This window comes from Moraxella sp. Pampa (assembly GCF_035181385.1).
Taxonomy (GTDB): Bacteria; Pseudomonadota; Gammaproteobacteria; order Pseudomonadales; family Moraxellaceae; genus Moraxella.
In genome coordinates, this window is the sequence record NZ_JAXCJK010000001.1 from 234,739 (window position 1) to 247,989 (window position 13,251).

Annotated in this window: 16 protein-coding genes; 14 read left to right on the forward strand and 2 right to left on the reverse strand. The window is 40.5% G+C overall.

Features of this window, described 5'->3' with window-relative positions:
- Window positions 1-58 precede the first annotated feature (58 nt).
- The gene (locus R0123_RS01135; RefSeq protein WP_323841427.1) at window positions 59-496 is read left to right on the forward strand and encodes an HIT family protein; all 438 of its coding nucleotides are present in this window, start codon (window positions 59-61) and stop codon (window positions 494-496) included.
- A 522-nt stretch (window positions 497-1,018) separates the two neighbouring features.
- Here R0123_RS01135 and R0123_RS01140 read toward each other — a convergent pair.
- Window positions 1,019-1,402, reverse strand: coding sequence for a septal ring lytic transglycosylase RlpA family protein (locus tag R0123_RS01140; RefSeq protein WP_323841428.1), 384 nt, complete (start codon window positions 1,400-1,402; stop codon window positions 1,019-1,021).
- A gap of 374 nt (window positions 1,403-1,776) precedes the next feature.
- Between R0123_RS01140 and R0123_RS01145 the strand changes: the two genes are divergently transcribed.
- From R0123_RS01145 to ruvA, 4 genes are all read left to right on the forward strand, one after another.
- Window positions 1,777-2,982: a phosphoglycerate kinase gene (locus R0123_RS01145; protein ID WP_323842795.1), complete on the forward strand. Its 1,206-nt coding sequence runs from the start codon at window positions 1,777-1,779 to the stop codon at window positions 2,980-2,982.
- 243 nt (window positions 2,983-3,225) lie between these two features.
- A complete protein-coding gene (locus R0123_RS01150) occupies window positions 3,226-3,531 on the forward strand; it encodes an entericidin (protein ID WP_323841430.1) in 306 nt (101 codons plus the stop codon).
- 220 nt (window positions 3,532-3,751) lie between these two features.
- Window positions 3,752-4,789 carry a class II fructose-bisphosphate aldolase gene (fba, locus tag R0123_RS01155; RefSeq protein WP_323841431.1) on the forward strand — a complete coding sequence of 346 codons (1,038 nt, stop codon included), beginning with the start codon at window positions 3,752-3,754 and terminating at the stop codon, window positions 4,787-4,789.
- Between the two features lie 115 nt (window positions 4,790-4,904).
- Window positions 4,905-5,534 carry a Holliday junction branch migration protein RuvA gene (gene ruvA / locus R0123_RS01160; RefSeq protein WP_323842796.1) on the forward strand — a complete coding sequence of 210 codons (630 nt, stop codon included), beginning with the start codon at window positions 4,905-4,907 and terminating at the stop codon, window positions 5,532-5,534.
- A 99-nt stretch (window positions 5,535-5,633) separates the two neighbouring features.
- Here ruvA and R0123_RS01165 read toward each other — a convergent pair whose 3' ends face one another.
- Window positions 5,634-6,506, reverse strand: coding sequence for a LysR family transcriptional regulator (locus R0123_RS01165; RefSeq protein ID WP_323841433.1), 873 nt, complete (start codon window positions 6,504-6,506; stop codon window positions 5,634-5,636).
- Window positions 6,507-6,735: 229 nt separating this feature from the next.
- Here R0123_RS01165 and leuC point away from each other — a divergent pair, with 229 nt between their 5' ends.
- The 9 genes from leuC to R0123_RS01210 all read left to right on the forward strand — a co-directional run bounded on the left by leuC (window position 6,736) and on the right by R0123_RS01210 (window position 13,232).
- Window positions 6,736-8,193, forward strand: a complete 1,458-nt coding sequence (gene leuC, locus R0123_RS01170; protein ID WP_323842797.1) for a 3-isopropylmalate dehydratase large subunit — start codon at window positions 6,736-6,738, stop codon at window positions 8,191-8,193.
- A gap of 122 nt (window positions 8,194-8,315) precedes the next feature.
- The gene (locus tag R0123_RS01175) at window positions 8,316-8,636 is read left to right on the forward strand and encodes a hypothetical protein (RefSeq protein ID WP_323842798.1); all 321 of its coding nucleotides are present in this window, start codon (window positions 8,316-8,318) and stop codon (window positions 8,634-8,636) included.
- Between the two features lie 63 nt (window positions 8,637-8,699).
- On the forward strand, window positions 8,700-9,233 hold the full coding sequence (locus R0123_RS01180; protein ID WP_323842799.1) for a YbhB/YbcL family Raf kinase inhibitor-like protein: 534 nt from the start codon (window positions 8,700-8,702) through the stop codon (window positions 9,231-9,233).
- Between the two features lie 13 nt (window positions 9,234-9,246).
- On the forward strand, window positions 9,247-9,630 hold the full coding sequence (locus tag R0123_RS01185) for a hypothetical protein (RefSeq protein WP_323842800.1): 384 nt from the start codon (window positions 9,247-9,249) through the stop codon (window positions 9,628-9,630).
- 202 nt (window positions 9,631-9,832) lie between these two features.
- A complete protein-coding gene (locus tag R0123_RS01190; RefSeq protein ID WP_323842801.1) occupies window positions 9,833-10,036 on the forward strand; it encodes a hypothetical protein in 204 nt (67 codons plus the stop codon).
- A 13-nt stretch (window positions 10,037-10,049) separates the two neighbouring features.
- Window positions 10,050-10,700, forward strand: a complete 651-nt coding sequence (gene leuD, locus R0123_RS01195; protein ID WP_323842802.1) for a 3-isopropylmalate dehydratase small subunit — start codon at window positions 10,050-10,052, stop codon at window positions 10,698-10,700.
- Between the two features lies 1 nt (window position 10,701).
- Complete coding sequence (locus R0123_RS01200) at window positions 10,702-10,992, forward strand: hypothetical protein (protein WP_323842803.1); 291 nt, start codon at window positions 10,702-10,704, stop codon at window positions 10,990-10,992.
- A gap of 18 nt (window positions 10,993-11,010) precedes the next feature.
- Complete coding sequence (gene leuB / locus R0123_RS01205; RefSeq protein WP_323842804.1) at window positions 11,011-12,078, forward strand: 3-isopropylmalate dehydrogenase; 1,068 nt, start codon at window positions 11,011-11,013, stop codon at window positions 12,076-12,078.
- Between the two features lie 248 nt (window positions 12,079-12,326).
- A complete protein-coding gene (locus R0123_RS01210; RefSeq protein ID WP_323842805.1) occupies window positions 12,327-13,232 on the forward strand; it encodes a hypothetical protein in 906 nt (301 codons plus the stop codon).
- The last annotated feature ends 19 nt before the right edge of the window (window positions 13,233-13,251 follow it).

Sequence of the window (13,251 nt, forward strand, 5' to 3'; positions counted from 1 at the left end):
AAGCATTTTTATTAAGACCAAATAATCACATTTTAATAATATCAAAAAGAGAATAGCAATGTTTCAATTACATCCAGTTTTGGCAAAAGATACTTTTTTAGTGGGTGATTTTCCATTATCTACCGTGCGTTTGATGAATGATTGTCAGTTTCCTTGGCTTATTCTTGTGCCACGAGTATCGGGTATCAAGGAAATTTATGAACTGAGCCCCGCTGACCAAGTACAATTTTTAAGAGAGTCTAGTTGGGTTTCTAGCCAGATGGCAAAAATCTTTGGTGCAGATAAAATGAATGTTGCTGCACTAGGTAACCAAGTATCACAGCTTCATTTTCATCATATTGTCCGCTACCAAAATGATTCAAAATGGCCCAATCCTGTATGGGGTACGCCTGCCATTCCTTATACCGCCGAGGTGCTACAACATATGCAGCAAACTTTGATGATGGTATTGCGTGGTCATCATGAAATGCCCTTTGACTGGAAGATGAGTGTGTAAGGATTAATTTATTGATTTTATTAGATAATTTATCTGATACCTATCAAATTAAATATATTACTAAGTGTACTACCAAAAAAAGACAACCTTGAAAATTTTTGAGGTTGCTTTTTTTAACTACGGTAGCTTCTCTCCGCTTTTGTATTTCAGACATTTTTCATTTACTGGGACTGTCAATTTTAATCGGTTTGAGAAAAAGTGCTTTTTTGATGTCATAAAATAAATCACATTATTTCAATTGCCGTAGTAGTTTTGAGATTATATTTGACGGTTACGACAGCCAAAAACATAGGGCAAATGTTGATGATATAGCTAAAAAATGGGCTTAATGGTTGAATACACTGATAACATCAATCAAAGATTGAGTGATGATCGTTTAATCTCTGGTGCTTTTAATGTCCAAAGTCCTTACTTTTAAATAAAATACAAAACCCACAATGACTAACAAAAAACCAAAAAAGCTCCAAAATATATTAAGTTGGAGCTTTTTTTATATGTTAAGTAAAATGCAAAATAAATAGATTATTGCTCGTTATAAGCTAGGCTGATTTTTTCTTCTATGGCGTTTTTGCCAACAGGTTGAATGCTTACTTTTGCCAAGCCTTGTGAAAGAGGGGCGAGTTGAGAAAATGCTTTTTTGCTCAAATCAATACGACCTGCTTTGCCAATTCTATCATTAACCTTGCAGATGATGGATTCACCCGTCTTGATGTTGGTCACTTCAACATGAGTGTTTAGGGCGTAGTTATTAGATGCACAAGTCATGCCTTGATTGCTAAAAACCTCGCCACTTGCTGTTTTACGACCATTAAACTTATCTGCATAAAAGGATGCGGTCGTGGTGTTTGCTTGGGCAGTTTGTAGTGCAATCATCGTCAATAAAAAAGCACCGATATAATTTCGCATTAAGCACCTATTAATTAAAAATGGACGCTTAGTATAATATATTTATAACAAAATTGCCATCATGGGGTATGGTAAGACAATGTATTTACTCTGTATGTTTACAAAAAAAATAACGATTGAGATGGATTGATTAAGATAATTTTGGCTAACCAACCTATACTAACCTAACTAAAATGAAGTTTATGTTTAATAAACAAAAATCTTTTTACTCAATTTTGACGTTTGATGGTCTAGGCCGTCTGGGCAATTCTGGCTAATTTTGAACAATTGATGCGTGTTATTGCCTAACGATGCCATTTTGTTTATAATAAATGTCGCTTTTAAACCTTATTTCTGATTTTTTCTGATTTCAATTAAACCTAGCAGGGGTAAACATGACAATTTTAACAATGAAAGATGTGGATTTATCGGGTAAGCGTGTCTTAATTCGAGAAGATTTGAATGTACCTATTAAAGATGGGGTGGTGATTAGTGATGCGCGTTTGCAAGCCGCTTTGCCGACACTAAAAGATGCCCTAGGACAAGGTGCAGCAGTGATTGTCTGCTCGCATTTGGGTCGTCCAGTTGAGGGTGAGCCAGAAGACAAATATTCACTTGCACCCGTGGCAGATTATTTGGCAAAGGCATTGCAATGCCCTGTTAATTTTTCAAAAGATTATCTTAAAAATGGGGTGAACGCCAAGATTAGCGAGATTACTTTGCTTGAAAATGTACGGTTTAATGTTGGAGAAAAAAAGAATAGCGAAGAGTTGTCCAAGCTGTACGCTCAATTATGCGATGTGTTTGTAATGGACGCATTTGGCACAGCTCATCGTGCCCAAGCATCAACCGAAGGTGTGATTCGCGCAGCTGCCATTGAGGGCAAACCTGTGTGTGCAGGTAATTTACTTGCTGATGAACTGTCTGCCTTATCTCGTGCACTTGACAATCCAAAAGCACCTGTAATTGCTATCGTGGGTGGTTCAAAGGTCTCAACAAAACTTGATGTATTGTTAAGCCTTGCTGATATTTGCGACAGCATCGTTGTTGGTGGTGGCATTGCCAATACATTCCTTGCAGCAACTGGCGTGAATGTAGGGGCTTCATTGTATGAGAGCAATCTGGTGGACACTGCCAAAACAATCATGCAAAAAACAAAAATTTTATTGCCTAGCGAGGTTGTTGTTGCCAAGAAATCACAAATTAATTTTGATGATTTTTTAGGTTCGCTTGAAATTGCTGATCCTATTATCAAGTCAGTCGGTACCATTGCTGATGATGAAATGATTTTAGATATCGCCCCAAGTAGTGCTCATGAAATTGCCAATGCCATCAAGAGTGCCAAAACCATTCTTTGGAACGGTCCTGTTGGCGTGTTTGAGGTGGATAAGTTTGGTGAGGGTACAAAAATCTTATCACTTGCAGTCAAAGATAGTGAGGGGTTTAGTATTGCAGGTGGCGGAGATACTTTGGCAGCCATTGATAAATATGGTGTGGCAGATAATGTCAGCTATCTATCAACAGGTGGTGGGGCATTTTTGGAATTTGTTGAAGGCAGGGCTTTGCCAGCCATTAAAGCACTTGAGGAATCAAATGGTTGATGGGTTGGATTTTTTGTTAAATTTTGTTGTATTTTTTAAAGTGGGACTTGTAAATTTTTATTGACAAGGCTAAACTAATGCCAAAATGAACATGAGTACACTTTAATCGGTTGGTCAGTTTGTTTGGCGGATTGAAGTAGGTTAGCGTCATCCATCAAAATAATTCACTTATTGTTGGTGCTGATTGTCCACGCTGATTGTGTATTAGGTAAAATATAAATTAAGACAGCTGAGAAATGAATTATGAAAAAGCTATTTATCGCTACCGTTGCTTTAGGTCTTGTTGTTCTAACAGCGTGTAGTCAGCAAACCAAAGAAAAAACCAGTGAGGCCGTGGAAACTGCTAAAACAGATGTTGCCGTCGGTACTGCTGAGGTTGCTAAAGAAGCCGAGCTTGCTGCCCAAAATGCTACTGAGGCTACTAAAAATGGTGTACAGCTGGCAGCTGATAAGACCTCTGAGGTTGTCAAAGAAGTGGGTGCAAGAGCAGATGCTGTGGTCAATCCAAATGGTGCAGAAGATAAAGTACCAGAAGAGCAAAAGTATTAATTTTTATTTTTTTTGCCCCTTGACCCAACTTTACTTCAATGATAAAAATACAAAAAGTCCAACTGCGATGGTTGGGCTTTTTTTGATGGATATTTTATGTCCACGATTTTTTTTTGCAGAACTTTGTGTAAGAATTTTATGAAACTTGCTGATAAATTTTAGTATTTTTGCTATAATGGCAAAAATACTACCATTCCACCACTGATTTTTAGGAGCGACAATGGCACTTGTATCCTTACGCCAATTACTAGACCATGCAGGCGAGCACGCTTACGGTTTACCTGCGTTTAATGTCAATAACTTAGAGCAAATGCGTGCCATCATGATGGCGGCTGATAGGACAGATTCTCCCGTCATTGTGCAAGCATCGGCAGGTGCTCGTAAGTATGCGGGTGCACCTTTTTTGCGTCATCTGATTTTATCGGCGATTGAAGAGTGGCCGCACATTCCTGTGGTGATGCACCAAGACCACGGTACAAGCCCTGCGGTATGTCAGCGTTCTATCCAACTTGGATTTAGCTCAGTGATGATGGACGGCTCTTTAAAACAAGACGGCAAAACCCCTGCCGATTATGATTATAATGTGGCGGTTACTCGTGAGGTTGTGAAGTTGGCACACGCTTGTGGCGTGTCTGTGGAGGGTGAAATTGGCTGTTTGGGCAGTTTAGAAACTGGTATGGCAGGTGAAGAAGATGGTGTGGGTGCAACAGGCGTGCTTGACCATTCACAGCTTCTAACTTCGGTTGATGAAGCTCGTCAATTTGTCGCTGACACAGGCGTGGACGCACTGGCAATCGCTGTGGGTACAAGCCACGGAGCGTACAAATTCACCCGTCCACCGACAGGTGACATTCTGGCAATTGACCGTATCAAAGAAATTCACGAAGCTCTGCCAAATACGCACCTTGTCATGCACGGCTCATCAAGCGTGCCACAAGAATGGCTACAAATCATCAATGATAATGGCGGTAGTATTGGCGAAACTTACGGCGTGCCAGTAGAACAGCTTGTTGATGCAATCAAACACGGTGTGCGTAAAATCAATATTGACACCGACCTGCGTTTGGCAAGTACGGGTGCTATTCGTAAATTCTTAAACGACCATCCAGCCGAATTTGATCCTCGCAAATATTTGCAGGCAAGCATTCAAGCCATGCAAGAGATTTGCGAAGCTCGTTATGAGGCTTTTGGTGCGGCAGGTAACGCCAGCAAGATTCGCCCAATTTCGCTAGAAAAAATGGTAGAATACTACCAATAATTTATGGTGTATTAAGGCATGAAGGCGTAAAATTGATTACGCCTTTTTTCATAGAAGTTAAAATTTGACAGATGTTATATCTAAAGATATTGCAAATTGATGGTGTGGGGTAATTATGATAGGGTTTATTAAAGGTTTGGTTCACTATTTGAATGCACCATTGGCGTGCATCATGACACCAAATGGCATTGGTTATGAGATTGAATTACCAGTTCCATTGTTTTGTCAGTTGACGCTTGGGGGCGAGGTTGGTGTTTATACACATTTATTGGTTCGAGAAGATGCACAGCTTTTGTATGGTTTTATTGATAAACAAGAAAGAGATTTATTTAGAAAGCTCATAAAAATCAATGGCGTGGGGGCTAAAATGGCACTTGCCATATTATCATCTTTGTCTGCGGCCGAGCTAAAACATACGGTTGAGCAAGGAGATGACTCAGCACTTGTGCGTATTCCGGGGATTGGTAAAAAAACCGCCCAAAGACTGATTATTGAGCTAAAAGGCAGACTGTTGGATTTTGAGGGTGTAACAAATAATTTTACTGGTCAAGGTGAATTTTTTGATGAAAATGTGCATCAGACCAATCAAATGCACATCATTGCCGAGGTGGAAAGTGCCTTGATTGGTCTGGGTTATAAAGAAAAAGAAGCACAAAATGCCATCAAGCAGGCAAAACTTGACTTGGATAATATGGATACTTCAAGTTTATTAAAGGCATCATTAAGACAATTATCTGGATTTTAATATAAAAAATGGCATAATTATCATTATGCCAAATGCTAGCGAAAAAATTTCGCAAAATAAAAACCTAAAATAATCCTAAAAAATCATCTTAAATTGATGCTATTTGGCGATGGAAAGCATTTCCATTAGAGCTTGTGTGCTGGCTGAACGAGTTAAATTTGGATTGATGACCACGCCTAAATGTCGTTGTAGTTCAAAATTTTCTACCATGTCTACTTTCACCAAGTCCTGATTGATGAGTGTTTCGGGTAGCACCGACCAGCCAAGCCCGATAGAAACGAGCATACGAATAGATTCAAGTGGATTGGTGGTCATGGTAGCATAAGGGCGTAGATTATGACGATTGAACTCCGCCAAGGTAATCTGGCTGGTAAAGGTATTGGCTGCAGGTAAAATAGCAGGATGATGAGCCAGTTGAAATAAAGTAACCCCGCTTTTTTGTGCAAGAGGGCTGAGCGTGCCTGTAACAAAATACAAGGGGTCTGACCATAATGTATGATAATTCAATCTTAAATCAAAGTTGGGTGGTAATGTTAGAAATGCCACACTAACCTCACCATCAAGCACTGCTTTGTGAGCTTCTTCAGAGTCCATAAATTGCACTTCTAATTGTACAGCAGGATAGGTCTGAATGAAGCGTTTTAATACAGGGGCAAGATGGTGCAGGCCGATGTGGTGGCTTGTGCCAATCACAAGTTTGCCACTTGCGGTTTCTTTGGAGTGTTGCAAGCTGCTGCGACATAATTCATAATCATCAAGCCATTTTTTGGCATAAGGTAAAAGTTCGTGTGCCGCAGGCGTGGCAATGATACCACGACCTATTGTATCAAAGAGGGTTACGCCAAATTCGCTCTCTAAGTTTTTAATGCGTTTGCTTACCGCAGGCTGTGTGATGAATAGTTTCTCAGCGGCACTAGAAATACTTCCTGTTTGCATCACAGTGGCAAAAGTAGTTAAATTGACGGTATTCATGATGATTTTCCATGGGTCAGATTGCCATCTATTTTAATAAAAAAAAGTTTGTAAATAAATAAAAATTTTTATATTTTTTTACTCGCTTTATTCAAGTCATTATGGTGCAAGATATTTTAAACTTTCCAAAAAGTTATATAATTGATAAAAATCATAAATTAGCATTATTGTTTGATTGTGTTATAATTGCTTAAAACTGACAAATACCCACGCATTTTTGGAGACAACAATGGCAGGCAATGAAACAACCAACAACAATCCCCAAACGACAACAAAAACCTTATACGACAAACTTTGGGACACGCATTTGGTCAAACAGCGTGATGACGGCTCGGCACTCATTTATATTGACCGCCAATTGTTGCACGAAGTTACCAGCCCACAAGCCTTTGAAGGCTTGACCCTTGCCAATCGCACGCCTTGGCGGTTGTCTGCTAACATCGCAACCCCTGACCACAATGTCCCCACTTCTACCTTTGAGCGTGAACAGGGCATCGCAGGCATTGTTGATGACACTTCACGCATTCAAGTCAAAACGCTTGATGATAATTGCAATGCCTTTGACATTGTGCAATTTGGCATCAATGACGAACGCCAAGGCATCGTCCATGTGGTTGGGCCCGAACAGGGGCTGACCTTGCCTGGTATGACGGTGGTGTGTGGCGACAGTCATACCGCAACCCACGGTGCTTTGGGCTGTTTGGCACACGGCATCGGCACAAGCGAAGTGGAACACGTGCTTGCCACCCAATGCTTGATTGCCAAAAAAATGAAAAATATGCTCATTCGTGTGGACGGTAAATTGGGGGCTGGCGTTACTCCAAAAGATGTGATTTTGGCGATTATTGGCAAAATTGGCACGGCAGGTGGGACGGGCTATGCCATTGAATTTGGTGGGCAAGTGTTCCGTGATATGTCGGTAGAGGGGCGAATGACCGTGTGCAATATGGCGATTGAAGCAGGGGCAAGGGTGGGGCTTGTGGCGGTGGACGACAAGACCATAGGCTATGTCAAAGGTCGCCCCTACGCTCCGACTGGCGATGATTGGGAGCGTGCGGTCGCTTATTGGCGGTCTTTGCATTCAGATATTGATGCGTATTTTGATGAAATTGTGGTGTTAAATGGCGATGAGATTGAACCGCAAATCTCGTGGGGAACATCGCCTGAAATGGTTGTACCAGTATCCAAAACCGTACCAACGCTTGATGATGCGACAGATGAAGTGCAAAAAAATGCCTATGAGCGAGCGTATCAATATATGGGCTTGACGGCAGGTCAGTCGCTGTCGGACATTCGCCTTGACCGTGTGTTTATTGGCTCGTGTACTAATTCACGCATTGAAGATTTGCAAGAAGTTGCCAAAATTGTCAAGGGCAAAAAAGTTGCACCCACCATCAAGCAAGCGATGATTGTGGCAGGTTCGGGTCTTGTCAAAAAACAAGCCGAAAAAGAGGGCCTGGACAAGATTTTTGTGGACGCAGGCTTTGAGTGGCGGCAGCCGGGCTGTTCTATGTGCCTTGCCATGAATGCCGATAAACTGCAAGCAGGCGAGCATTGTGCCAGTACATCAAACCGCAATTTTGAAGGTCGTCAAGGCAATGGCGGTCGCACGCACCTTGTCAGCCCTGCAATGGCGGCAGCGGCAGCGATTTATGGGCATTTTGTAGATGTGCGGTCGGTGGTGTAAGCGTGAAAAATAAGGCGGTTTATGTTAATATAAATTGTCTTATTTTTTTAAATAAACCAAGAAAACAGGAAAAACTCATCTGGAAATAAAAAATTTATTCTTAACTTAAAAGTGGAGCTTTTATGAAAAAATTATTATTAGTACTACCGATGTTAAGTCTTTTAAGTGCTTGTGTTATTACAGACCCTACTGGCAAGCCTGTACCGATTGTTATCCAAACGCCAAGCCCCCAAGCGGTGATTATTGACGGTCGTATTAAAGATAGTCGTATTAAAGAGAATGCACCGATTTATGTGTGTCAAATTAAGCCGTTTATAGATACTTTTAAAGCCGAAAACACAAGCCGTGGCAAAGCGATTTTGGACACCCAAAAACAATGCCTTGCCAAAAACGATGCCATGTTTTGTGAAGTCAAAGACATTGAATGCACCGAATACAAATGATGACTTTTTGCAGACTTGTTAAAACTTTCAATTTAACTGATTTTTTTTTAAAAGGAAAACAGTATGAACGATTTAGCCCAAAACACTTACCTAGATGTGCGTAATCCTGCCCAAGTGCAAGGCGATATGGTGCTAACTTGTGATGATATTGGTGAAGGTAGCACGCTGTCCAATGACTATATCGCCAATATTTGGGGTTATACAGGGGGCAATATCAGTCCCAATCTGAAATGGCAAAATGCCCCAAAAGACACCCAAAGTTTTGTGATTACGATGTACGACCCAGACGCACCAACAGGCTCGGGCTTTTGGCATTGGAATGCGTTTAATATTCCAGCCGACTTGCATCAATTACCAAAGGGTAAGTCTAATAACTTTGGCAATGGGATTTTGGAATTAAAAAATGATGCAGGACTTGACGGTTTTATTGGGGCGTTTCCCCCAAAGGGCGACAAACCGCACCGCTATATTTTTACGCTGTATGCCCTAAATCAAAAATTGGATTTGGGCAATAACATTAGCCCTGCGGTTTTGGGATTTAATTTAAATGGTAAGGTATTGGCAACAGCGAGTTTGACGGCTTATTATAGTTGGTAAATGGGAGCATAAAATGCCTATTGAAATTGTGGAGCATTATTATCAAATGATACAACATTTAAACAATGCCGATAAAATGGTATTGGTTGAAAAAATCATTCATTCGGTTAATAATCCATTACAGCCATTAAATGCAAATCATCAAGACGGTTTATTGGGTTCTTTGGAAGATAAAAAAAATTCCCAAGACATTCAAAGTTTTTCCAATGATGTGATATTACAAAAAGATATTGATGAATATTCGTCTTTGGATTATTTGGCGGTGAGCGAAGATAAAACCGATAAAGATTGGATTACCAATTTTTTGGCAATGACCGAAAAGGCATCGCAAAATATTGCCACGCATTTACCACAAAATGAGCGTGGTTGGACACGAGATGATATCTATGAGCGATAAAGCCTTTATTGATACCAACATTTTGGTTTATACGGTTGATGGGCGGTTTCCAGAAAAACGCCAAACGGCTTTGGATTTAATCACAAATTTGCAAATCAATTAAAATCTTGTGATTTCTACCCAAGTTTTGCAAGAGTTTTATAATGTTACCACCTATAAACTTAAATTAGACCCAGTCCAAATGCAAAATACGGTTGCTAATTTGAGTAAATTGCCCATTGTATTGACCGATGTTTCGCTAATTGAACAAGGTATTAAGGTAAGCATTCATCATAAATTAAGATTGTGGGACGCTTTAATGATTGTCGCTGGATATAGAGCCGATTGCAAAATAATGTATTCCGAAGATTTAACGCACGGGCAAATCATTCAAGGCATTCGCATATTAAACCCTTTTAAACTCTAATAAGGCAAAAATTATGAAAAAATACACCACCGAAATTGGCATTGTTGCCCCACTAGACCGTGCCAATGTGGACACTGATTTGATTATTCCCAAGCAGTTTTTAAAATCCATCAAACGCACAGGCTTTGGCGATAATTTGTTTGATGAACTAAGATATTTGGACGAAGGCTATTTGGGGCAAGACATCAATGCACGCCCCAAAAATCCTGATTTTGTTTTAAATCAAGACAGCTATATTGGTGCAAGCATTCTTTTGGCACGCACCAATTTTGGCTGTGGCTCTAGCCGTGAACACGCCCCTTGGGCATTGAATGAATTTGGCTTTCGCACGATTATCGCCCCAAGTTTTGCTGATATTTTTTATAACAACTGCTTTAAAAACGGTATGCTCCCTGTTATTTTATCTGAAAGCGAAGTTGATGAACTTTTTAAAGAATGTTTTGATACTGTCGGTTATCAATTAACGGTGGATTTGGCAAATCAAAAAGTGATTAGCCCAACTGGCAAAGAATACGCCTTTGAAGTGGACGCATTTCGTAAGCATTGTTTGTTAAATGGACTTGATGACATTGGACTAACTTTGCAAAATAGCGATGACATTAAAGCCTTTGAAGAAAAAGCCAAAGTGGAGAGACCGTGGGTGTTTAAAGAATTGAATGCTTGATATGAGTATTGCAAACTATTTATTTAATGGCTTAACCAATTTAAATACAGGGTTTGATGCCCCAGATATTTTTTATGTCTGCCAAACTGATTTTGAAATCGTACTCAATCGTGCAGAACAGAAAAATATTAATATTTGGGGAATTGAGCCTTGGCTAGATGGTGAATTTTTTGGTGTGGCAGTTTATGAAGATTACGATTTATCCGCCAATGACCCAAAATGGTATCGGACAGCCTTTGAGCAATTTAAAAGAGAAAATCCTAATTTGCAATACGCAATAACTTTTGGTTGAATTGATTAAGGAAAACTTATGAAACACATCGCAATCCTAAACGGCGACGGCATTGGTCCTGAAATTGTCGCCCAAGCGGTTAAAGTATTGGATAAACTTATCCAAAATGGTTTACAGGCAAGTTATGAATACGCCAAATTGGGCGGCGAAGCCTATGACGCTTATGGCTCGCCTTATCCCAATGAGACCCAAAAAATCGTGCAAAAAGCCGATGCCGTGCTGTTGGGAGCGGTCGGTAGTCCGCAATACGACAGTTTAGACCGCCCCTTACGCCCAGAACGGGGGCTTTTGGCAATTCGTAAAGATTTGAATTTATTTGCCAATTTACGCCCTGCTATTCTTTATAAAGAACTTGCCAATGCGTCCACCTTAAAGACCGATGTTGTGGCAGGGCTTGATATTTTGATTGTCCGAGAGCTGACAGGCGATATTTATTTTGGCGAGCCACGAGGGATTGTTACCAATGACAAAGGCGAGCGTGAAGGCTTTAATACAATGCGGTATTCTGAGAGCGAGATTCGCCGTATTGCCAAAGTTGCCTTTGAGTCTGCCCAAAAGCGAAACAAAAAACTGTGTAGCGTGGATAAAGCCAATGTCTTAGAAACGACTGAACTTTGGAAACAAATTTTTAATGAAGTTGCCAAAGAGTATCCAGATGTGGCGTTGTCGCATATGTATGTGGATAATTGTGCGATGCAACTTATCAAAAACCCCAAGCAGTTTGATGTGATTGCCACAGGCAATATTTTTGGTGATATTTTGTCCGACCAAGCGTCTATGCTGACAGGTTCTATTGGTATGCTCCCATCAGCCAGCCTTGATGAAAATGGCAAAGGGCTTTATGAGCCAAGCCACGGCTCTGCCCCTGACATTGCAGGGCAGGATATTGCCAATCCTTTGGCGACCATTTTGTCGCTTGCGATGATGCTTCGGTATAGCTTAAACGATGAAATGCGTGCCAAGCAAGTGGAAAATGCCGTGCAAGCGGTATTGGCGGACGGCTATCGCACCAAAGATATTTATGAAGACGGCACAACGCTTGTGGGCTGTGGGCAAATGGGAGATTTGGTGGTGAGTGCGTTATAAGATGATGCAAGTAAAATTGATGTGATTAAAAATAGGATTTGGTACATGCTAAATCCTATTTTTTTATGATGAGCTTAAATTTATAAACTATTACCATTATGTTATAATGGTTCGTTGCTATATGTAAAATTATTGAAAAATTAGCTTGATATTTTCTGTAAAATCTAAGATAATATGACATTAATAATTATTATCGTTTGTATTATGGATTATCACGCAGTAGTATATGTGTACAGGCAATTATAACCATGAATAATATGAATTTTACTTCAAATAATGGTGTAAAAGCCATAGCCGTTGGTGTGGCGATGGTGTTGCATGGGTTGGTGTATTTTGGTTTGGCAAATATGCAGACGCCAAAGTTAAAACCGCTTAAAATCACATCGCCCATCAAAGTGGATATCATCGAGAGCGTTGCTTCGTCAGAAGCTACCGAGCTTAAAGAAGAGCCAAAAGTCGAAAAAAAACCCGAACCACCTCCAGAGCCTATCAAGCAAAAACAAGCAGAACCCAAGGTTGTGCCTAAAATTGAACCCAAAGTTGAACCCAAGCCTAAGGTTGAGCCCAAAAAGGAACCACCAAAAGTACCTGAGAAAAATATCAATCGCCCAGATGAGATATTGGCTGCCAAGCAACATGATGAGGCTCAAGCAAAATGGGAGGCGCAACAACAGGCTGAAGCACAAAGACAGGAGCGTGAAAGGGCTCATGCTGAGGCGATGCGTCTAAAGGCAGAGGCAGAAGCACGAGCCAAAGCACAGGCTGATGCCATTGCAAAGGCGCAAGCAGAGGCGCAAGCTGCTGCAAACAACAGTAACAAAAAAAGCAGTGAGGATCGCAGCACTACTAATGTTGTGGGCGAAATGACCATCAGTGCCACCAAAGCGAATGCCAGTTGGAAGAAAAAACCGAATTTTTCAAATATTGATGCAGGCTCTGATCGAGTAAAAACTGTTGAGTTTACGGTGCAATTGGTGATTGATGAAAAAGGGCGTATCATCAGTGCAACGGGTGTATCTACGAAACTTGGTCGTGCTGTGGATAGACAAATTGAATTGGCTTTAAAAAGAGCATCATTTCATCCATTTAAAGATGAGCAAGGAAATCCTATCCGTGGTAGAGCAAGTTTGCCAATGAGTTTTACAGTTAATTAATTAAGTTGTCTTATTAAAA